The sequence below is a fragment of the Leptospira perolatii genome, from assembly GCF_002811875.1.
Classification (GTDB): domain Bacteria; phylum Spirochaetota; class Leptospiria; order Leptospirales; family Leptospiraceae; genus Leptospira_B; species Leptospira_B perolatii.
Genome location: NZ_NPDZ01000003.1, coordinates 62,771 through 84,693 on the forward strand (window position 1 = coordinate 62,771; position 21,923 = coordinate 84,693).

Here is a 21,923-nt window from a genome sequence, read left to right on the forward strand (position 1 = left end):
TTTCGACCAATTATAGGGAAAATAGGGTACGGAGTCCGAGTCCAAAAGCGGAACTAATTCCAATCCATGGCAGAATCTGTATCTTCTTAAAATGGAGTACGAAAAAAGTCGCGATTATCCAGAACAAAAGAATCGGAGTCGCTTGGTTTACCGGAAACAAAACCGCTTTTCCAAAAATCACAGTTAGTTGGGAAAGAGCGCCGACCACGGCTGCAGTGACAAAGCTAAACAACAAACTGAGCCTTTGGTTGTCCTTCCATTTGTCGAAAATAGGACTCCCTATCAGGATGAATAAGAAAGAAGGTAAGAACGTATAAAAAACTGTGAGTAAAAAAGCGACTCCGCCGTAAAGATGGGTACCGAATTGGTGATAGCCAGCCAAGTAACCCACAAAAGGCAAAACCATAATCAAAGGACCAGGAGTGCTTTCTCCCAAGGCTAGGCCATCGATCATTTGAGAAGTTTCTAACCATTTGAGTTCGTTTACGCTAGCCTCAGCGATATATGGCAGTACTGCATACGCACCGCCAAACGTCAAAAAGGCGGCCTTTGTAAAAAATATACTCAAGGTCTTCCAAAAGGAGTAGTTTGCCTTATTCCAAAGAAGTAGTGCAATTTGCGGAGTCGCCCAGAGAAAGATTCCTACGCTAGAGATTCTTGAAATGGTTCTCCAATGATTCTCTGATTCGGAGCCTTTTTCTTTAACAAAGAAGGGTTCTTCCGTTTTCTCCGGAACTTTTTTGTTGCCGTAACCAAAGGCAGTGCTGATTCCTCCAACCAAGATAGCAAATAATAAAATGATCGGGAAAGATAGCTTGAGCCAGAGCATTCCAATTAGGCAACCGAGGCTCACGAATACATGGAGCCTGGTTTTGATTGAAGTTTTGATCAATCGTACCAAAGAGGAGAGAATGATCCCGAGTACTGCGGGTTTTAGCCCGTAAAAGATCGCTTCGACCGCGAACAACCTTCCATAGCTTACATAAAGCCAACTGAGTAGAAGTAGGATCCAAACCGAAGGCAAAATGAATAAAAGGCCGGCCAGGATGGCTCCTTTTGTTCCGTGAAGAATCCAGCCGGTGTAGGTCGCAAGTTGCTGTGCTTCTGGCCCCGGAAGCATCATACAAAAGCTTAGAGCATGAAGGAATCTTTTTTCATCGATCCATTTTTTCTCTATTACTAAAAAGTTATGGAGTATCGCAATTTGTCCTGCAGGTCCTCCAAAACTAATCCAGCCTAATTTGAACCAAAAACGCAGTGCTTCTTTTAGGCTGGGATTCATTTCTTAGTCAGGATCCTTTTTGAAAGCGCTTCTATTGATAAACAAAAACTGAGTTTCCGTTTTGATTCCGTCCTTTGTTTTACCTTGGACCGAAAATGGTAAATAGCTGGCCCTTGACTTAAAGGTAGGGATCTGGATGGTATATTCGTTTTCGGAAGTTCGTGATAGAATTGCATTTTTGTTCCGGATTAACATTTTGACCGAATTTGCTTGCAAGCCTTCTACAGTTACCTTGAAAGTGTCCCCTGGCCTTACCCAGGATCCATTCTCAATTCCTAATATAATTTTTCCAGGATAGGAAGCACTCAATATCGAAGAGTATTTAGATTGAGATTGCCCCCACGAGACAAGCGATCTGTGCAAAGTGTAAGCAGGACTGCCAGGAATATTTTTTCCTGGATTTACAGTGAACGCCATTCTATAGCCAGCGCTCTTTGCTTCTTCAATAACTCTAGTGTCGTACAAACCGAAAGGATAGGCTAGATCTTTTACCTTCCATCCGGTTTTTGCTTCTAGAATCGCTTTAGAATTTCGTAATTGGTTTCGAATCTCCGATCGGTGCATGGTCGGAAGTTTCGGGTGATAAATAGTATGAGAACCTAAATCAAGTACTCCACTGTTGAGAGCTTCTTTGAGAGCAGTCCAGGATAGGTAATACTTGAATTTCGGATTCGAAATCACAGTTGGATAAATGAAGATAGAAGCTCTAAAGCCATATTTTTTTAAGAGCGGAACTAGCACAGTATTGTGACTGAGGGAACCATCATCGAAGGTAAGTAGAATCGGTTTTTCAGGAAATCCTTTTGGAGCATTTCCTTGGATATAATCGTAAAATTGATCCAAGCTTACTGTTTGGTATCCGAGTGCTTTCAGAAACTTGAATTGTTCCTCTAACAAGCCCGGATCTAAATTGTAACCTCCCATCGGATTTCCATTCCCGAAGAGATGGTGGTAGCATAGTACCGGGATTCCTTTTCCGTGCCCGCCTCCTTTTTCTTTGCTCGCATTATATGCGACGCTTGCGGGTAGATTAGAAACTCCTTTGACCTCGTGATCGTACTTTTTCTTTTTCTCTGTATTTACATCTTGGGTTCCTTTCGGTTCTTTGATGTCAGCTTCCCGATTCGACTTCTTGACTTTCTTTTTGGTTTTTAGAACCGGATCTGTAGTTTTAGGTTCTTCTTTTTGCTGAGTCGAATTCGAGGGTTCTATCCTTGGAGGTTCATTCTCTTCGGGTTCGAGGTGTTGCTCTTTTTCCCCTGCAATTTTATTCTTAACTTCCAAAGTGATTTGGTCATTCTTTTCGAAGGTTTGAAAGGATTTTGGAGGGCTTTCTGCGGTTTCTTGGCTTTTGTTTTTACGTGCAGATTTTTCCGGAGAAAGGAAATCGTTTATCGGTCCGGAATAAATGGATTGTACAATTAGGACTTGCAGGATGCAAATCCAAAGAAAGGTGACTAACTTTTTCATATCTTGATGGATGGACCCGGTTAAGTTCTGGGCCATTTTGCATCGTTTTTGAAATCACAAACTAGGGCAAGTGATTAAGCTAGGCGAAAATCATGGCTAAACCCGTTCCCTGCAGCTCGGAAGAACCGCAGGGAGTACGTAGAATATGACTGAGTTTATCACTTTCGAAAAAATTCAGCCCTGGACCAATTAGGCCGCAAACTTCAAGGTAAACCAGAAGTTGTCAGTTTACAAAAAATGAATGTAGTTATCTGTAGGCAATTCGTGAAGGGATCTATTTTTTAGATTTTTCTCTGATCAATCTCTTCAATACTGATTCCGAATTATGGCTTAACTTGATCACACTCATCTTGTTTGGTTTCTTTTTGTCTAATTCAAGAAGGTTTGTCGCAAATCTGAATTTTCTGCGGATATGGTTCACTGCAGGAATGGAAGTGCGAAAGGTCCGAGCGAGTTCATGATCCGCTTGCCCTTCTTGATTCAAGTCATAGAACTTGGAAAGTTTAGTCTCATCCCAAACTATTTTCCTATCTGATTTATAATAATTATGAAATTCCAATCTGCGACTGTTTCTTTCATAAGATCCCTGATTCCTTTTCTTGCGCCAAAAAGGATGACGATTCCTTGCATACTTGATATCATCAATCGTGTAACCGGACTTGTGCAGCCACTCCGTGGTAATACTCGATTTTTTGGGTCCTTCAAGTCTTGATTTGATGGAAAATTCGATATATTGTTCCGGACTCTTTGCCGAAAGAAGTTTCCTTTTTTCCTTTTCGTAATCCATAACCTTGCCTTGCGATCATTGACTCACCATTAGATGGTGTTAGTTTATATTTAATTTTGATGGATACTGTTCATTACCATTCACATTCATGAAACTCTTTTTCAGAAATTGCTCCGAAAAGTTTTTGAAATTCAAAAGTGAACCGATAACTAACGCCTGTTAATCTACTAAAAGTTTTTCTTACTCGTTATGTATACTATTCCGAGTCGAGTGGTTGTAGCTATATAAAAAATTTAGCATCAAGTTTGGCGAAAACTTCTTGATCGAACTGAAATAGCAAAGTTGTAAAAGCAATTTTATAATTATTCTATCCAACTGAATGTTTATTCACTGATAAGTAAGTGAAAAATAACCCTTTGTAAGTAGTGCGATGAGCAGTTAAATTATAGAACACCTAACTGCGAATAAATTGTAATTCTATCTCATAGTTCTCTTAACAAATTTTTCGATAAGCGAAGTTAAGAGTTTGAAGACTGCCTTCTTTTTAAGCAAAGGAAATTAGATTTTTTTTCATGAACATTTCGATCTAGTGAACTTGCATTTTTACCGTTGACTTTCATTTCCTCGAGAAGAACAATCCGGTATATGCTCTCTAGCAATATTAAGGGATTTTTGTTCGATCTGGACGGAGTTTTCCACACCGGTGACACATTACTGGCAGGTGCTTCCGAAACCCTTTCTAGAATAAGAGACAAAAAAATTCCTTTTTGTTTTTTAACAAATACCACTACGAAATCCAAATCTGACTTGGCCCGCAGTTTGGTTGGCATGGGCCTCAAAGTGGACGAATCCGAAATATTAAATGCACCGAGCATAGCCAAGACCTACTTAATTAGAACCGGAAATCCAAGAGTGTACCCGCTTATCTCTTCTAGCGCAAAAGAAGATCTAGAAGGCATAGTTGAAGATAGAAGAAATCCAGAGGCGATTTTGATCGGAGATATCGGGACTACCTGGAGCTATGAATTGCTTAACCAACTGTTTCATTTTTTGCAAAAAGGTGCAAGATTGGTAGCACTGCATAAAGGGAAGTACTGGCAAACTTCTGAAGGTCTCATGTTGGATATTGGTGCATTTGTAGCTGCGCTAGAATATGCCAGCGGCGTAAAAGCGGAAGTTGTTGGAAAACCTTCCTTTTCTTTTTTTCAGGCGGGAGCAGAAAGAATTGGTTTGCCGTTATCTGAATGCGCGATGGTAGGGGATGATATTGATTCCGATATAGGTGCGGCTCAATCCCTTGGAATCTACGGAATTTTAGTTAAAACTGGGAAGTACAGAGAGAGTAACGCTTCTAGAAGTAATGTAAAGGCAGATATCGTATTGAATTCGATTGCAGATCTATTCGATTAGTTTTCACTTATACGACTGAAAATAATTTATTCTTGTTTAAAAGTGCAAGGAGCGCGAATGATCTCAGATTGCGAGAAGGCAATTTAAGTGAAAAGCCAAAGCAAGGATCATTAGAAATGAAAAAAGTTGTAATTACTGGGGCTACGGACGGAATCGGCAAAGCAACTGCAAGAGGTTTAGCAGAAAGAGGTTGGGAAATACTCTTGGTTGCAAGAAATCCGAAGAAAGCAGAAGCAACTATTGAAGAGATTTCCGCCAAGACCGGAAACAAAAAGATCAGTTATGTGACTTGCGATTTGTCCTCCCTCAAAGAAGTTGCAAAAGCTTCTAAAGAAATCTCCAAGAAATTTCCCAAAATCGATGCCCTCATTAATAACGCAGGATTGATTTCTCCAGAGAGGCAAACGTCCAAGGACGGATATGAGCTAACTTTTGCGGTAAATCACCTTGCTCATGTTTTGTTGACGGAGAAGTTGCTACCAAGACTAAAAGCAGCAGGTTCTTCTAGAATCTTGATCTTGACTTCAAAATTGTATGGAAACGCAAAACCGGATCCGAACGACTGGCAAAAAACAAAGAAGTATACTTGGTTAGGCGCCTATTGTGATTCAAAGCTTTTCAATTTATATTATATGCAGGATCTTTTCGAAAGATTAAAAAAAACGAAAATTACAGTAAACGCGATTCATCCTGGCGTAGTGAATACCGAGCTTTCTAGAGATTTCGGAGGAATACTAGGTTCAATCTATAATAGTGTGAAAAATTTATTCTTTATTACACCTGAAAAAAGCGCCTTGGACTTGATCTATCTTACGGATGCTCCGGGAATGGAAGGTGTGAGTGGTCAGTACTTTGAAAACCGAAAGCAAGTAAAATACAAAGGACTCGCGTTAGATACAAATCTTAAGCAGAAGTTGCTAGAAGAAACCAAGAAGTTTTTAAAATCTTTTCTTTAGAAAAGAATAAAATTCTAAAGTATTAAAAGCCTTTAGCCTTCTAAGAGTTGGTTTGGATTTCTTCTCGGGCTCACGTACCTGTAGTCGCTTAGCCCAAGGCGGAATAACATTTGTACTTTTGCGGGAGGAGGTATATTTAGAAGTTTTTCTCCCGCTAATCGTAATTCCTTCATTTCCGAATACTCTTCTAATATCTGACTGACCGGATGGAGAGCAAAACCGCAAGCCTCGGCGGCGAGGCAGATTCTTGCGTAGTCCCTTCCAGATTCTACTCTAGAAACTGAATCGTCTTTTTTTGTTTGAATCCAAGCGAATGCCGGAGTCGCGGCGATTGCATTTTGAAAGACATCGACGGAGCCCTCTCGTGCAGAGGAAGAATGCCAAACTTCTTGCCCAGGTGGAACAATGAATTTAGAGACGAGCCAATGTTTGAATCCGGTCAGTCCAGATCCACGGAAAGAAAGCCCGTCTTTCTTGTTGTCCCATTCGTCGTCACTGTAACGAAACCATTTTCTGGTCTCTTCATTTGTTCGATACGTATTCGTTTCTACTTCGAAAGCCTTTTTACAAAATCCGATCAATTCCTCTTTCGTATTTCCCTCGAAAAGAAAACCTAACTGGTTCCGAAGTATTCCCGCTTTAGAGAGCAAAGATTCTGACTCTTGCTTTGCGAAGGTTCCTGTAAATGGAGTTCGGGTAGTTCTTCGAGACACGAGAAATTCAGAGAGAGAATCGTATGAAATTGACTTAGCGGAGAGTGCAATCTTTGCGATGGGTTTTTTTGCGAAGTTGCCGATCTCTGCATTGCCTTCCGGAAATAGGGAAATTTTAGCTTCATATCCGAAAGCAGAAGCTCCGATGGCAAGACACTCTAAAAAAGTACCTTGTGATATAAGACTTTGTCTGGCTGGAGGGTCAGTGTCCGTTAATAAACGAGAAGGATCCAGAAAGAGCAAAAATTCAGAGTCATTCAGTATCCGAAACTTCCAAGGCTGAGAGTTGTGTGCGTTCGGCGCAGTCATCCCGCAACGGATCGCCCTTAAAACTGGGGTTTCGTTTGATGAGCCGATCCAAGGAGTTTCCCTAGAAAGCGCGGGACCGGAACAATCTGCTAAGAGAGAAGTTCCGAATAGAGCAGAACCTCCAGCAAGCATAGATATTTTTAAGAACTCTTTTCTGGTAATTGGATCTTTCACGAGGAAGGAATCTAAGAGAATTTTTGGAAAAAGAAAGTAGAAATTGGAAATAAACCAATTGATTAGAGGCTCAAAAGAGATGAGGCGGAAGTACTTTTTAGTGAAAGGGCCCCGCCCTATGTTGGGTGGGGGCCGGAGCGGCAGCGGTGGCGCTTACGCCGGATCCTTTGCCATAAAACTTGATTCTTGGCAAGCAATTTAAGTGATCGGTTTATCTGTAGGAGCTCCTACAAATCGGAAGAATTTGGCTTTAAGTTCCCAGTGGTTCCTGTTTATTCTTGAAGCAACTTAACATTATTTGTTAAGATACATTCATAATTTGTAATAAATAATTCATAAAACAGGAATCCGGAGAATAGGTATTGTCGTGTATTTTTTGAATAGTGTAGAAAAATTAGAATATTGGAATGTTTTAACAACTGAGCGAGCAAATGTCTAAAATAGCGGATTTATTCAGTAGATTCTCCGGCAAAGGATTGTACCCTCACCAATTCGCCTGGGTATTGCTTTTGCCTATTCGAAATTTATTCCTTTCTCCGAGTAAGCTTGCTGAGCGCCTAGACTTGAAAGAGAATTTTAATGTACTCGAAATCGGTTGCGGTCCAGGATATTTTAGTCCTGAGATTGCGAAGAGGATTCCGAAAGGAAAACTCTTTCTCACCGACATCCAGCCAGAGATGCTTGAAAAGGCCCGTAAGCGACTAGAGCGAACGGGATTAAAGAATTTTGATTTTAAAACTTGTGACGGAGACAAATTGGATTACCAAGACCAGACATTCGATAGAATTTTTTTGGTCACCGTACTGGGCGAAATCGAAAATCAGGCTTTATACGCGAAGGAAATGTTTCGCTTACTTCGTAAGGGAGGTATCGTTTCCGTTTCCGAACAAGCAGGCGATCCTGATATTTTATCCGTCAAAGAGATCGAAAAAATTCTTTGCCCTGCAGGATTTGTGCTGGATCGGGTTTTCGGAAAAGGAAAGACTTTTACTGCAAACTTTATAAAACCTTAACAATCGTTGTTAATAGAAAATGATTCAACCAGAAGCATTTAGAAAAATGGCTCTTTCTTATCCCGAGGTGGTAGAACAGGACCACTGGGGAAATCCTTCCTTTCGAATCAAAAAGAAGATATTTGCTACCTTGCAGCCCGAGGAAAAAACTGCTGTTCTGAAGTTAAACGAGTTCGATCGGCCCATTTTTTGGGCGATTGATTCTAAAATGATTTTTCCAGTCGAAGGCGCCTGGGGAAAGCAAGGTTGGACAAAAGTAGATCTCACTAAAGTAAAAAAGGAAATCTTAATTCAAGCGATGAATGCCGCCTATTGTACGGTGGCTCCGAAAAAAATTGCGGAGAAGTTCAGAGCCGATATCTAATTTTACGATTCCTTTTCTAACCAATAGTAGAGTACCGGAAGGATCACTAGCGTCAAGAATGTAGAGGAAATAATTCCCCCGATGACGACTGTCGCCAAAGGTTTTTGGACTTCGGAACCCAATCCGGAGCCGAAAGCCATAGGCACGAAACCGAAGGAGGCAACCAGTGCGGTCATGATTACGGGTCGAATTCTACTAGTGGCTCCTAAAATTACGGATTCTTTCACGCTCAATTTTTTCTCTTCCCGAATTCTATGAATCGTATCTAGTTTTACTAATCCGTTTAATACTGCAATTCCTGATAATGCGATACATCCTACAAAAGCAGATACGCTAAGGTCCATTCCCCTCAGGAATAAAAGCCAAATCCCTCCGGAAAGCGCAAATGGTACGCAGAAAAATACGAGTAGTGCTTGCTTGGCGGATCCTAGGCCTAGATATAAAACGATTAAGATCATAAATAACGTGGCCGGAATGATAACGGAAAGTTTTTCTTTTGCCTTGCTCAGATTTTCTATTTGCCCTCCCCAAAAAACGTTATATCCGTTCGGAATCCCAAGCTTGGAAATTTCTTCCCGTGCTTCGTTATAAAATCCTTGTAAGTCCCTACCTCTTAAGTTGACCGAAACAGCGACAAAGCGTCTGGATTTGTTCCTGGAAATCGTCATTACCTTTTCTTTCTTTTGAAAAGAGGACAACAGGTAAATCGGAATCATTCCGCCGTCGCTGGTTCCAACAGTAATATTACGAATCTCTGATTCAATATTTCTAACCTCCTCGGATAACCAGATTTTTATCGGGAAACGAACTTCCTCCTCGTAGTATCCGCCGAGTTCGAAGCCGCTCATCGAAGCCTCAATCGCCTGATTAAAAGAAGGAAAGGAAATATCATAATATTTTAATTTCATCGGATCCGGAACGATATCAATCACGCGGGCCTTGCGCAACGCCATAATTGGGTCTAGCTCAACTTCGGCGGCTCCAGGAATGTTTTTCAACTTTTCTCGAAGCGTTTCCTGAAGTTCAAAAAGTACATTCAGATCCTTTCCTAGAATTCTCACGCTTATATCCGCTCGACTTCCTTCTAGCAATTCGTTGAATCTAGCCTCTAATGGTTGGCTTAAGGTAAGTTCAGAACTCGGGTATTTTGCCTGAATCGTAGAATGGATTTTTGACAGCAGCGGCTCCCAATTCTTGGGTTGTATTAATTCAGAAATCGCTTCTTTTTTTAGAATGATAAAGGTGTCCGCATTGAATGGCCCCATCGGATCATTCGCAACGGAGCTGGTTCCTATTCTAGAAAATACGCTTTGTACTTCGGGAAGCTTAAGGAGTTCCTTCTCCACATCCTTTTGTTCTCTAATGCTTTCCTCGAGCCCTACCTGACCTTCTCGAACGATTACGAGCATAAGGTCTCCTTCCAAGAGCTTCGGTAAGAAAACAGTTCCCATATTCAAATATATTAATATTGTAATGAGGAAAAAGGAAAGGCTAAATGTAACGACAAATTTTGGCTTTTCCAAAAGCGTAGGCAGGTAGCTTGCATAGGCGTGAACGATTCGACTCTCTTTTTGGACTCGGTTCGGTTTGGAAATTCGGGGGGATAAAAAGAAATATAGAAGGGGAGGTAAAAGAAAGACCGCTAAAAACAAGCTGAACCCCAGAGCGAGCAACACGGTTTCCGCCATCGGGCGAAACATCCGACCTGGAATTCCGTCCAAAGTCAAAATCGGTACATAAACGAGCATGATAACGATGACTCCGAATGAAACTGGCTTCAATACTTCGATCGAAGATTGCAGTATGACCCTGCGTTTTTCTTCTTTCGAGAAAAAAGTTTCCGCGTCGAATCTTGAGATTACGTTTTCCGTGATGACGATCGCCGCATCTACGAGGAGCCCGAAATCTATAGCACCAAGGCTCATTAAGTTTGCCGAGATCCCCAAGAGTCTCATACAAGCAAGTGCGAGAAGCATTGAGCCTGGGATAATGCAAGCCACAATGACGGACGCTTTCAGATTAAAGAGGATGAAGAATAGGGTCAATACTACTAGAAGTGCACCTTCTATTAAGTTTTTGGAAACTGTTTTGATTGTTGCATTGATTAAGAAAGATCTTTCTAAAAGAAGTTTTACTTCCACGTTTTCTGGAAGGCTCAAGTTCGAAATTGCTCGATTTAGATCTGAATTTACTTTATAACTGTTTTCGCCCCTTAGCATTAAGGCAGTTCCGAGTACGATTTCTCTGCCTTCTGAGGTGGCACCTCCCAATCTAAGTTTTCCGTGTTCGTTTACTGTTGCGATGTCTTTTACTTTTATAGGGGAGCCAAATAGCGTGCGACGTACCGGGACTTCAGAAAGTTCCTTCAGGCTCTTTTTCAGCCCGTAAGCGCGAACGATAGAGATTTTGCCTTCGTTCTCTATGAATCCGCCTCCGAAACTTTCTCCTAAGGTAGAGAGCTCCCGAATAAGCTGATCGATCGTGATTCCCCATCGTTTCATTTTGGAAGGTAACAAGTCGATGTGAATCTCCTTTTCGTATCCTCCATTCGAATCTACTTCTACGATTCCTGGAACCTGGGCTTTGATTTGGGGCCTGACCATGTAATCCTGGACAGTACGAAGATATAAGAGCTTATCTTTTTCCGGGAGCTTCTCCAGTTCGGAGCCCGGCTTTGCAACCACTTCGTAAAAGAAAATTTCTCCGAGACCTGTCGTGTTAGGTGTGATTTTCGGCGCGATTCCTTTGGGAAGTTTATCCTTTGCACTTGATATTCTTTCCAAGATCATAGATCTCGCTTGGTAAATATCCGTTCCTTCCTTGAAAATCAGAGAAATATTAGAAAGACCGAATTTAGATACGGATCTAACATCGATTAGGTTGGGTAAACCCATTAGCTCTGTTTCAAGCGGGAAGGTGATTACTTTCTCTACTTGATCGGGATCCAGAGATCCTGTATCAGTATTGATCATTACCTGAACATTCGTGATATCAGGTACTGCGTCGATGGTTATCTCTTTTAATTGAAAAAAGGAAATGAGAAATAGGAATAAGACGAGCCCTGTAGAAAGGACCGGATTATTTAGACTGGTATTCAGAAGCTTCGACAGCATTTTTCAAGTTTCCTAAAATGTCTTTTTCGTTCGTGATGTAAAGTAGGTTCAATAGCGACTCCACATGACTTAGCTGCGCATCCAGAATAGCATGATGGGTCTCGTGCAATTGATTTTCCAATTCTAAATACGTCATCAAGAGGATTCTTCCTTTTTTGAATTCCACGTCGGCATAATTCAGATCCTTCTCCACTTCATTCAACTTAGATAAAGTGAAGAGCTTCAGGTTGGCTTTTGATTTTTCGTAATCCAGAAAAGCCTTCTTGAATTCTATCTTAATTAAGTTTTCCTGATGAGTAACTCTGTCTTGCTTGGATCTAAAATTTGCTCGAGAAGTCGATACTTTGTTTTCGTATTGGTCCCAGACAGGGATCCTAAATCTCAGGCCGAAGTCATAAAATCTGTTTGCGACTCCAGATTTGTCCTCTCCGACCTGGCCCATGACGGAATAGTCGGGATATTTCTCCATATTCGCCAGAAGTAGTTCTGTCTTGGCTCTTTCTACTTCTCCTACTGCAGCTAAAATAGTTGGATTCTCTAAAACAGCTTTTTTCAATAAACGATCGTACTCGAATTGTATTCCATCTTTATAATAAGGAATCCTGAGATTCGGAGGATTTTCGCGCATCAGATAGAGATTCATCGATTCGTAATCCTTTTCGGAACCGAGCTCTAAGTCGTTGAAATGCTTTTTAAGCGAAAGAATTTTTCTATCGATGATAAATAGATCTGCCTTTGCCTGCGGAGTAATGAAAGGTCTCGCTCGAATATAGCTTTCGATCAAAGAAAGTCTCTTGAGCCTTTCTTTGACGTGGTTCTTCTTTTCTGCCGCGACTACATAACGATACGCGTATTTGATCGAACTCAACCGTATGGAGTTCGTCGCCTCGACCAACTGGATTTCTTTTATCTTAGCGTCGTTATCTACGAGAAGTTGTCGTAGTTCTTTTCTGCCAGGATAGAAAATAGGCTGGTCGAGCTGCAGAGAATACTCGGCTCCGGACTGATTGATCGCGCTTCGAATCCCGTAATCAATCGTAAGCGAAGGGTTTTGTGTTCTTCCTTCTTGTCTTTTTTTATAGAAGAGTGCCTCTAAATCCGAATTGAGCGATAAAAGCAGTGCTGAATTTTTTTCAGCAAGTTGCAAAATGCCCGCCAGATCCAAAATGTCCGACTGATTGGTTTGGGCCTTCGTGCTATTTAGAAATGGGTTAAGAACCAAACATAGTAATGCTATAGCTAAATTGCTGGAGTTGCGTTTATAGGAAATGCTTTGCATCGGTCGACCTCGCTTTCAAATATTTTGATATTTGAGAGTGAAGTTCTAAATCAGTATGCGAATGGACTTGAGGGATACTAGCCTTTCTTCTGTTTTAAAAGAAAGGCCGGTGATTTTTGCCAAATCGGCTTGTGATTTCGGGCGAAGATCGTATTCGCTTGGGCAAAAGTAAGAAATAAAGCAATTCGGAGAGATAGATAGGCGAGTGTACTCTGTCGATTTTACCGATCCGGTGTCCCAACTGCATTGAGGATCAGAGCCCAAAGCTACATTTCGGTGACAAATCCCAGAAGTCATTTGGATCGAAACTGCAAAACTCGGGGATTCCGTAGAGCAAAGTGGCGTGCACTCTGACGCAAAATAAAGTACAGAGAGGAGGGAACTGAATGCGAAAAATTTCTGTATCCTGACTCTCACAGGATCATTTCCTAAAAAAATATCTGAAAAATCAAATAAATTAATCTGCCCGAAAAAATAATCCGATCGGATTATGAACTCGAATTTGCTTCTTTTCAGATTGCCTTATGATCGGAAGGCTAAGTTTAAGTACTGATTTTGCTCTAGATAGAACACATTATTCTTGAGTACTTTTATCGCTTCGATGTGTTATCAATTAAACTAGTTTAATTCTATCTACACAATTTGACACATATTCATATATTATGTAATGCTTATATAGCGCTCGCTATGGGACGCTTCGTATCATCGCTTAAATGCTCCCGAACAGTGAATGTCTTGACATGATAAAGGTCATGCGCAAGATTCCATTTAGTTAATTTTGCGAGTTCAGAGATGAAAATAAAACAGATGTTCAAAAAAATCTTATTAGCTGTAGCTTTGGTTCTATTTATTGGAACACCTAACGTAGCAAATAAGGATCAACTGAATCTTAGCGTAAACGATCTGAAAAGTTTCGTTGTTGCAAATGATTTAGAGGCAACTACTTGTACGAACCCTCCCGGCACTTACGAGTTCTATCCGGGTACTGGTTATTATCCTAGTGGAAGCACGGAGATTTTACCTTGGAACACTCCTGCGGGTGTGCAATTCGAAGGATTCGAAACTTATGCAAACAACGAGGTGATCGAAACTAGTTCCAACAAAGCAATGCAAAGTCATCTCGAAGTTACTTCTGGAACTTTGACAGCTAAGTATGTCGGTACTGCATTGTACCATCGATCTATCACAACAGATTATAATTTTAGAATGTTACTCCAAGGTCTGTCTAGCGGATCTAGGATAAAATGGACCGACCAAGCATTCGAATCCCGCTTTTATGTGGATTCTTGGCAAGCGTCTAGCGATGCATGGCAAGGGGTGCATTTATTCGGCAGATACAGAACTGAGAACGATTTGTATGTTGTATCTCTTCGGAATGATGGAACCACTTACTTTAAGAAAAAGCAATGTGGTGTTTATACTACTCTCGCGAGCGGTGTTCTGAAAGATGCGAGCGGAAACCCGAAACCTTTCAATGTCAAACAGTGGTATAAGCTTACATTTGCGGCGATTGGAACTAGCCTAAACTTTTACGTAGATGGAGTTCTACAACTGTCGGTCACCGATGGTACGTTTAGCTGGGGAACGATGGGAATTCGCACCGACTATGCCAACGTTTATATGGATGATCTCCATATTTACGACGATTTGAGTGATTTTTAAATCATAACACTTTGCCTAACTACTTACGTACGAGTCTGTTTTGCAGTCACGACAGGCTCGTACGGCTTTCTGCCAAATTATTCACTTACTGACTTTCTCCTTTCAGAAACACCAACTAACAAAAATTAAACTGCAGTCTATTCGTTAAAATCCATACAATTGGGTTTGATGAAAAACTACCTTTCTAGACATTTTGCTATTGATTCACTCTACTAGTTCCATTTGTTGCAGTTGGGACGGATATAAAAAAGAATTTGAAACCACCTATACGTTCTTTGGAAAAACAAAACCTCTGGAAAAACCTATTGTACGCGATAGTATCGCTAGGTTATTGGATACTTATTGGTCTCTTCACTCTATTGCTGATTTTACCATTATGGATTTGGAATCTAATAAGGCCTAGCAGAGTACTTTCTGGAAAAGTTATATGGCTTTGGAGCAGAATCATTCGCTGGTTCTTGCCGATTCGAGTCATCGTAGTAGACGAACAAAAACGCGAGCCAGAGGACGTTTATATTCTAATTGCGACCCAGGCCTCGCATGCAGAAACCTTGATATTTCCGTCGGTTTTACCTTCGGACTTGATCTGGGTAATCAATAAGGAATATGCTAGAATACCTGTATTCGGTTGGGCCAGAAAGCCGAACTGCATCGTGATCGATCGAAATCAAAAGAAAGCCGCATTGAAAAAATTGCTCAGGATGGCTCCAAAGTTTTTGGAAAAAGGAATTAGCGTAGGAATTTCTCCGGAAGGATTTCGAAGTAAAAACGGAAAGTTGCAGCCTTTTCAGAATGGTCCCTTTGTGCTAGCGGAAAAATCCAAAGTAAAGCTTTTGCCGGTGATTGCCATTGGTATGGAAAAGATTCTTCCGTACGGAAGTTGGATCATTCGTCCCGGAACAGTTAAGATTTTATTTAAACAATTCATTCTACCGGAAAATTTTTCGAGCTCCAAAGAGTTGCAGGAATATTCTCATCGATTCTTTTCGAAAGTTATCTCCGAGAATCTTACTTCTCCAGGATGAAATATTCTATGTTTCTTGACGCGGTACGTTGATCAGGTATGGAAATGTGAGAAGACCGAAAAGGAGAGAATTCATATGCAATCAAAGGCATCGACTCCAAAGGAATATTTAGATAGTCTCCCGGAAGATAGAAAGAAAGCAGTCAATTCCTTGAGAAAAGCAGTACTCAAAAATCTGCCGAAGGGTTTCAAGGAAGTGATGAACTACGGTATGTTAGGTTATGTAGTTCCTCTTACTATGTATCCGGACGGATATCATTGCGATCCTAAGTTACCATTACCTTTTATGAATATAGCTTCGCAAAAAGGTTTTATCGCGGTTTACCATATGGGTATTTACAGCAACAAAGAACTATTGACTTGGTTCACGAAAAAATATTCGGAGGAGTGCGAGGGAAAGTTGGACATGGGAAAAGGCTGCATTCGGTTTAAGAAAATAGACCAAATCCCTTACGAGCTCATCGGTGAGCTCGCCGGAAAAATGACGCCGAAGCAATGGATCGAAGTCTATGAGAAAAACCTAAAAAAGTAGGTTGGCAGGTGATGTTTCGGTCAGCTTCCATTGCAAGTAGTTGACCGAATCAAAGTTCTTGTCCGGGTTATTTCTCTGCTTGCTTTTTTAGACTAGCAAGACCCGCTTCGAAATCTGCACCCATCATGGTATCTGGATCACATACTACATGGAAGATCTTAAAAACGAAGGGTACGGGTCCGTGTACCGCCCAAGTAACATTCGTAGCGTCTCCCTTTGGCTCCAAAGTAAATTCAACAAAATTATGAGCCTCAAAAGGTTTCAAAAAATCTAATTTAAGGGCAATTTTTGAAGACGGAGTTGCTTCGGTAATTTCGAGGCGTCCCATTCCGACTTCTTCGTTTCCGTCCCAAGAGTATACCGAACCTTTTCCGGCTGCTGGTCCGCTGTAAGTTCTTTTCATTGCTGGATCTCTTTCAAAAGGCGACCAGGTCTGCATTGCATGCAAATCATTGATAAGCGGAAAAATTTTCTCCGCCGGAGCTTTGATACTCGCAGTCCGTTGGACATGGAATGTATCCGGTTTTGTAGAAGCAAGGCCTAACAGTACTAAGATCGAAATTCCTAATACTGCAAGAACCAAGATTGTGATTTTCTTCGCCATTCTGATTCTCCTTCATCTTGGATGAATATTTTACGTTTTTGTAACGAATTCATGATGGGCAACCAAATTTGACCCGCCTTGATTTCTACATCCGAGAGGATCGTTATATCACTATTGCTCTTTCCTGTATTCACTTTTCCTGCCGAATGATCTATAATTGTGAAAAGGCTACCGGAGATCTATATAGTTTACCCAGGTAACTGCAGGTTTGATTTGGTATCAAACATCGTTCGAACCTTCCAATTTCTCTGCAGTCGCGACGGATTCCTGATTATTTTTAAGTAGAGCTAAAACTATCACTGCAAGTCCTGCCGTCAGAACTGCACAGATGATCGATATGATTTGCACGGAATCAGTAAATGCTTCTCTGGCTGGCCCGAGCAGAGTAGCCGCTACACTTTCGGGGAGATTTTTTGCCAGCGAGACTGCCCCTCCTAACGTACTCCTGGCGGCTTCGGCTAGATCGGGAGCGATTCCTTCGGGTCTGAAGTCTTGCATTTGACTTCGATAGATTGCAGTACCAATACTTCCTAGAACTGCAATTCCTAATACACCACCGAATTCTGCTCCGGTTTCGGATACAGAAGCAGCGGCTCCGGCTCTTTCCGGAGGAGCCGCACCCACGATAATATCAGTGCCTAATAATACTACTCCGCAGATTCCGATCGAGAGAATTACGGATCCGATCACAAGAGATATCAATCCAGAAGTGCTTTCTACGTTTGCATACAGTATGAGCCCGATGGAACAAAGAACTAGACCGCCTGACATTACGTAGACGGCACGGACTTTACGTACAAGGATTGGCACCATCATTGATCCGAATACATTCCCTAAGGCGGAGGGAAGCGTCCAAAGTCCTGCCTCTAAGGGAGATAATCCTAACACAAGTTGTAGATACTGAGCGATAAAAAGAAAACTTCCGAGTGCAACAAAAATTGTGAGAGTGTTCACAAGCAATGCTGCATTAAACGAAGGGGATTGAAAAAGTTGAAGATCGATCAAAGGATCTCTTAGCTTACCTTGTCTTAGAATAAATGAAATCCCTAACAAAAAGCCGACTAATATCGAAAGATTGGATTCCCATCCGAATCCATATTCTGCGATTCTTTTCAATCCATAGATTACTGAAAGCACCGAACTCAAAGAAAGAACGGCGCTCAACAAGTCCAATTTTCCTGCGTTCGGGTCCTTGTATTCCGGTAATAGCTTTGGTCCTACAATCAAAAGCAGAACCATTACGGGAACGCTGACCAGAAAAACAGAACCCCACCAAAAGTGCTGCAACAACAAACCTCCTAACAAAGGTCCGATTGCACCTCCGACGGAAAAACTAGCTCCCCAGACACCGATCGCAAAAGTGCGCTCCGAGGGATCCGGAAACATATTCCGAATTAAGGATAGAGTAGACGGGGCAAGAGTAGCAGCAGTGATTCCAAGTAGCGCGCGAGTTGCTATTAACATTTCTGCCGTATTGGAAAACGCTGCAAATACCGACGCAATCCCGAAGGCCGCCGCGCCTATGAGCAGAAGCTTTCTACGACCGATTCGATCTCCTAGGGTCCCCATTGTGATCAAAAAACCTGCTACTAAAAACCCATAGATATCGACGATCCAAAGAAGCTGAGAGCTACTCGGTTTTAGTTCTTCACTTAGATGCGGAACCGCTAGATACAGTACGGTCAAATCCATCGCATAGAGTAGGCAAGGGAGTGCAATGACGGCTAGACCGATCCATTCACGACGAGTAGCCATCGATTAGTCCATTCCTCTGAAATTATTACTTAATTTTTTCATAATGTAATTTGGATCCTGTGTCTTTTTCCTTCCAAAAAATGTTTGTGATGTTTCAATCAACTGGGCATTTCTTTGTAAAGATGGTTTGTCTCAGAACCATATTGAACCACAGTACTAAGGGTCAAATATTCTGAATCTAATCACCGATCAATTATAATTCGCGCGAATCATCCCTGACCAACTGAAAAGCGGCCTCTCTTGGTCGTTCGTTTTCCTATTTTGCCTAAGAATTTTCTGCAAAAATAGGAAAGGGGTTCCTTGGAAGAATAAAGACCTTCAGAAATTCTAGATGACTTTCTAGTAAAAATGAAGGAAATTTTCTAGATCTTTAAAGTGGAGTATGTATGAATCTTTTATTCAGAGTTTGTCTCTTGTTCCTGTTGGCTTTTTACACTGGCCTATTGGGAGATTCGGAAGATCTTATCCCTCCTAAGGTTATCTCTACTATTCCAGAAAACGGATCTCAGACCGTGGATCCTAATCTAAACGAAATTGTAATAGTCTTTAATGAGCCTATGCTAGACCAGAGTTGGTCTTGGGCCTACAAAGATCCGAAACTTTTTCCAAAATTGAACGGCCAACCTAAATATGATTCGAATCGAACGAAGAACTTACTGCCGGTAAAATTGGAACCTAACAAGCAATACGAGATTTGGTTAAATACTGAACAGTTTCAGAATTTTCGAGATAAAGCCGGAAATCCATTGGTTCCCTATGTCTTGAAATTCAAAACTAAGTAAAAACGATCACTTTACTTGGATGGTAGTTTGCAATGGATACGAAGAACACGTTTCCTCTAAAAGTAACACGTAAATTCAAAGTGCCTGCAAAACCTGTATTTGATGCTTTTTTAAATCCGGAATTAGCAGGAAAATTCATGTTCGCTACCCCAACAGGTACGATGGTTCGTGCAGAGATTGATCCGAAAGTCGGAGGGCATTTCAATTTTACAGATCGCAGGGGGGAGGAGGATGTAGCGCACACCGGAGAATACTTAGAAATTCTCAGGCCCAAACGACTAGTCTTTACTCTCAGAGTGGAAAAGTACAGCCAGGACACTGATAAGATCAGCATTTCAATAGAAAACATGGGAGAGGAATCTGAATTAACTCTAATTCACGAACTTTCTTCCAAGTTCAAGGAAATGGAAGAAAGTGTAAAAAGTGGTTGGACCGAAATTCTAGAAAAATTGGCGGAGCTACTCGGAGATCCGACGGCAAAGAAACAGATCCCGACAGCATTGGTATCTTATCATTTTGATGCACCGATCAAGAATGTATTTGAAGCATGGTTGGATCCTGAGCAAATCGGAGAATTTATGTTTGGTCCGAAAGTTCGTCCGAACGAGGAAGTCCTACGGATTCAAATGGATCCGAATGTCGGAGGAGACTTTTCCTTCCTGATCAGAAGGGAGGATGCGGAAATCGATCATATTGGAAAGTATTTGGAAATTGTGCCACCACATCGTTTAGCATTTACCTGGGGGACCGCAGACGATCAAAGCTCGAGTCGTGTGACCATAGACTTTTTGCCCGTGAAAGAAGGCTGCGAGTTGATCTTAAAACACGAATTAGATTTTGAGTGGGCTGATTTTGTGGAACGTTGTGAGGAAAGTTGGAGAAAGATGATCAAAGCTTTGGATCAAAATCTAAAAGAAGGAAACAAATAAAATTTAATGACAAGGTGTCCGTTTCTATTTCGAAAAAATGAGCCGAAACCTACTTTGCTGAATTAGAAATTTTGAATTGATTCACGATGGTAGTGAGAACAGAAGCTAAGTCCTGCAAAGACTGGGAAAATTTAGATACTTTGCTCGCATCTGTGGCACCTTCTCTGGAGGCGGTCGAAATCCCTTGGATGTTTCGGGTAACGTCATTTGAGCTAAGAGATGTCTGACCGATATTCGCTGCGATTTCTTTGGTTGTAATCGATTGCTCTTCGACAGCAGATGCAATCGAGCTACTAATTTGATTTACTTGTGAAATGACAGATGTGATTTTTTCAATCATATCTATCACCTTTTCGGTGCTGAGTTGAATCGCAGAAATCTTACTCTTGATATCCCCGGAAGATTCCGCGGATTGTCTGGCTAATTCTTTCACCTCAGATGCGACTACTGCAAATCCTCTTCCTGCTTCACCAGCGCTGGATGCTTCGATTGCTGCGTTGAGTGCCAGAAGTTTTGTCTGAGCGGAAATTTTTGCGATGATTTCGATCACGTTTCCGATTGCGTGCGCATTTTCTCCGAGTTCTTTTACTTCCTTGCTAGTAACCATCGCGGTTGAATTCGCTTCTTTTGCGATCTTGGCGGAGGCCGCGGCTTTTTTTGCGACCTCTCCGATAGAAACAGACATCTCTTCCACTGAACTAGAAACTACGCTCAGATTCTGATTCATTTGAGTGGCTGCGCTCGCGATCGTCTGAGATTGCTGTGACATTTCTTCTGTACCTGAAGATAAACTCATGCTAGCTTCCGAAAGTCCCTGAGAGGAAAGTAACAGTGTATCGCTATCCTCCTTTAACTTAGAAATTAAGGGTGCGGTATTGATCAGCATTTTTAAGATTGCTTTTTGAAGCTCTCCTATTTCGTCTCCTCGGTTATGTGCGATATTTACGGACAAATCTCCGGTAGCGATTTTATTCGTGACCGCAGTCGCTTCTCTCAAAGGGTTCAAGATATAATTTATATAATAATATCCGAATGCGATTTGAAGTAAAGCGAACCCTGCAGCCGAAATAGAAATCAGCAACGGATCGATTTCTATAAACCTCATATACGAAATAGTTCCTAAACTGAATAGGGTAGCTAGAACGAATAAGAATGACTTTTTTCTGATGGAAAGTTTTCGAACGACTGTAGGTTTAGCCTTTGCTTTTCCGGAAAGTATATCTTCGTATAGTTGGGATGCTTCTTCGATCTGTTTTCTTGTCGGCTGTCTGCGAACCGACATATAACCTACGATTGAACCATTTTGAATTCTAGGAACTACTACCGCATCGACCCAATAGTGATCTCCATTCTTGGCTCTGTTCTTAACGATCCCTCTCCAGGGATTTCCACTTTGAATTGTGCTCCATAAATCTTTGAATGCGCTTCTCGGAACATCCGGATGACGTACCATATTATGTGGCTTTCCGATGACTTCTTCTTCGGTATAACCGGCTATGTCCAGGAATTCCTTGTTTGCGTAAGTGATCTTTCCTTTCAGATCCGTGATCGAAATGATCGTGGTTCCGTCCTTCATCAACCTTTCATGGTCGGTAACAGGGACGGACATTTGTTTCTTTTCGCTTTCTATCTTCTTCTCTTGAAAAACAAATCCAAACATTTGATCAGCCGCTCCGAAACTGCGAAAGCATAGAGGCATATCGCCGGAGCTTTCTTATAATATAGAAAACGGATAAATTCCATGATTTTCATTTTTAGATTTGGAAAGTAGTATTGATAATTGTCAGAGTCAGGATTGATCTGAGACAACTTGCTAGGAGGAAGC

18 protein-coding genes are annotated in these 21,923 nt (G+C 41.4%); 9 read left to right on the plus strand and 9 right to left on the minus strand.

Annotation, left to right across the window (positions count from 1 at the left end; translation table 11 throughout):
* Nucleotides 1-10 precede the first annotated feature (10 nt).
* From chrA to CH373_RS06475, 3 genes are all read right to left on the minus strand, one after another.
* Nucleotides 11-1,282: a chromate efflux transporter gene (chrA, locus tag CH373_RS06465; protein ID WP_100712908.1), complete on the minus strand. Its 1,272-nt coding sequence runs from the start codon at nt 1,280-1,282 to the stop codon at nt 11-13.
* A 3-nt stretch (nt 1,283-1,285) separates the two neighbouring features.
* Entirely contained in the window at nt 1,286-2,788 is a 1,503-nt protein-coding gene (locus CH373_RS06470) for a polysaccharide deacetylase family protein (protein ID WP_243393291.1), read from the minus strand.
* A gap of 238 nt (nt 2,789-3,026) precedes the next feature.
* Nucleotides 3,027-3,539 (minus strand): LB099 family protein, encoded by a 513-nt coding sequence (locus CH373_RS06475; protein ID WP_100712909.1) that lies wholly within the window; start codon nt 3,537-3,539, stop codon nt 3,027-3,029.
* A gap of 585 nt (nt 3,540-4,124) precedes the next feature.
* On the opposite strand from CH373_RS06475, the gene CH373_RS06480 reads away from it, so the two are divergent.
* Nucleotides 4,125-4,889, plus strand: a complete 765-nt coding sequence (locus CH373_RS06480) for a TIGR01458 family HAD-type hydrolase (protein ID WP_100712910.1) — start codon at nt 4,125-4,127, stop codon at nt 4,887-4,889.
* A gap of 116 nt (nt 4,890-5,005) precedes the next feature.
* Complete coding sequence (locus CH373_RS06485) at nt 5,006-5,845, plus strand: SDR family oxidoreductase (RefSeq protein WP_100712966.1); 840 nt, start codon at nt 5,006-5,008, stop codon at nt 5,843-5,845.
* A 32-nt stretch (nt 5,846-5,877) separates the two neighbouring features.
* On the opposite strand, the gene CH373_RS06490 is transcribed toward CH373_RS06485, so the two are convergent.
* Nucleotides 5,878-7,041, minus strand: coding sequence for an Acg family FMN-binding oxidoreductase (locus CH373_RS06490; RefSeq protein ID WP_125177708.1), 1,164 nt, complete (start codon nt 7,039-7,041; stop codon nt 5,878-5,880).
* A 431-nt stretch (nt 7,042-7,472) separates the two neighbouring features.
* On the opposite strand from CH373_RS06490, the gene CH373_RS06495 reads away from it, so the two are divergent.
* Nucleotides 7,473-8,054, plus strand: a complete 582-nt coding sequence (locus CH373_RS06495; protein WP_100712601.1) for a class I SAM-dependent methyltransferase — start codon at nt 7,473-7,475, stop codon at nt 8,052-8,054.
* 19 nt (nt 8,055-8,073) lie between these two features.
* Nucleotides 8,074-8,418: an MmcQ/YjbR family DNA-binding protein gene (locus tag CH373_RS06500; protein ID WP_100712602.1), complete on the plus strand. Its 345-nt coding sequence runs from the start codon at nt 8,074-8,076 to the stop codon at nt 8,416-8,418.
* Nucleotides 8,419-8,420: 2 nt separating this feature from the next.
* Here the strand turns inward: CH373_RS06500 and CH373_RS06505 are convergent, their stop codons facing one another.
* Complete coding sequence (locus tag CH373_RS06505) at nt 8,421-11,531, minus strand: efflux RND transporter permease subunit (protein ID WP_100712603.1); 3,111 nt, start codon at nt 11,529-11,531, stop codon at nt 8,421-8,423.
* Nucleotides 11,497-12,810 carry a TolC family protein gene (locus CH373_RS06510; protein WP_100712604.1) on the minus strand — a complete coding sequence of 438 codons (1,314 nt, stop codon included), beginning with the start codon at nt 12,808-12,810 and terminating at the stop codon, nt 11,497-11,499. Before CH373_RS06510 ends, CH373_RS06505 begins: the two co-directional genes overlap by 35 nt.
* Before the next feature lie 792 nt (nt 12,811-13,602).
* Here CH373_RS06510 and CH373_RS06520 point away from each other — a divergent pair.
* The 3 genes from CH373_RS06520 (at nt 13,603) to CH373_RS06530 (ending at nt 16,028) form a co-directional block, all read left to right on the plus strand.
* Nucleotides 13,603-14,472 carry a LamG domain-containing protein gene (locus CH373_RS06520; protein ID WP_243393292.1) on the plus strand — a complete coding sequence of 290 codons (870 nt, stop codon included), beginning with the start codon at nt 13,603-13,605 and terminating at the stop codon, nt 14,470-14,472.
* Between the two features lie 254 nt (nt 14,473-14,726).
* A complete protein-coding gene (locus CH373_RS06525) occupies nt 14,727-15,497 on the plus strand; it encodes a lysophospholipid acyltransferase family protein (protein ID WP_165778790.1) in 771 nt (256 codons plus the stop codon).
* 75 nt (nt 15,498-15,572) lie between these two features.
* On the plus strand, nt 15,573-16,028 hold the full coding sequence (locus tag CH373_RS06530) for a DUF1801 domain-containing protein (protein WP_100712607.1): 456 nt from the start codon (nt 15,573-15,575) through the stop codon (nt 16,026-16,028).
* A 67-nt stretch (nt 16,029-16,095) separates the two neighbouring features.
* Here CH373_RS06530 and CH373_RS06535 read toward each other — a convergent pair whose 3' ends face one another.
* Together CH373_RS06535 and CH373_RS06540 are read right to left on the minus strand one after the other, a co-directional pair.
* Entirely contained in the window at nt 16,096-16,632 is a 537-nt protein-coding gene (locus tag CH373_RS06535; protein WP_100712608.1) for an SRPBCC family protein, read from the minus strand.
* A 219-nt stretch (nt 16,633-16,851) separates the two neighbouring features.
* Nucleotides 16,852-18,387 (minus strand): MFS transporter, encoded by a 1,536-nt coding sequence (locus tag CH373_RS06540; RefSeq protein ID WP_100712609.1) that lies wholly within the window; start codon nt 18,385-18,387, stop codon nt 16,852-16,854.
* Between the two features lie 386 nt (nt 18,388-18,773).
* On the opposite strand from CH373_RS06540, the gene CH373_RS06545 reads away from it, so the two are divergent.
* Nucleotides 18,774-19,169, plus strand: a complete 396-nt coding sequence (locus tag CH373_RS06545; RefSeq protein ID WP_100712610.1) for an Ig-like domain-containing domain — start codon at nt 18,774-18,776, stop codon at nt 19,167-19,169.
* Between the two features lie 32 nt (nt 19,170-19,201).
* On the plus strand, nt 19,202-20,098 hold the full coding sequence (locus CH373_RS18740) for an SRPBCC family protein (RefSeq protein WP_100712611.1): 897 nt from the start codon (nt 19,202-19,204) through the stop codon (nt 20,096-20,098).
* Nucleotides 20,099-20,147: 49 nt separating this feature from the next.
* On the opposite strand, the gene CH373_RS06555 is transcribed toward CH373_RS18740, so the two are convergent.
* Entirely contained in the window at nt 20,148-21,758 is a 1,611-nt protein-coding gene (locus CH373_RS06555; protein ID WP_100712612.1) for a methyl-accepting chemotaxis protein, read from the minus strand.
* Nucleotides 21,759-21,923: the final 165 nt, after the last annotated feature.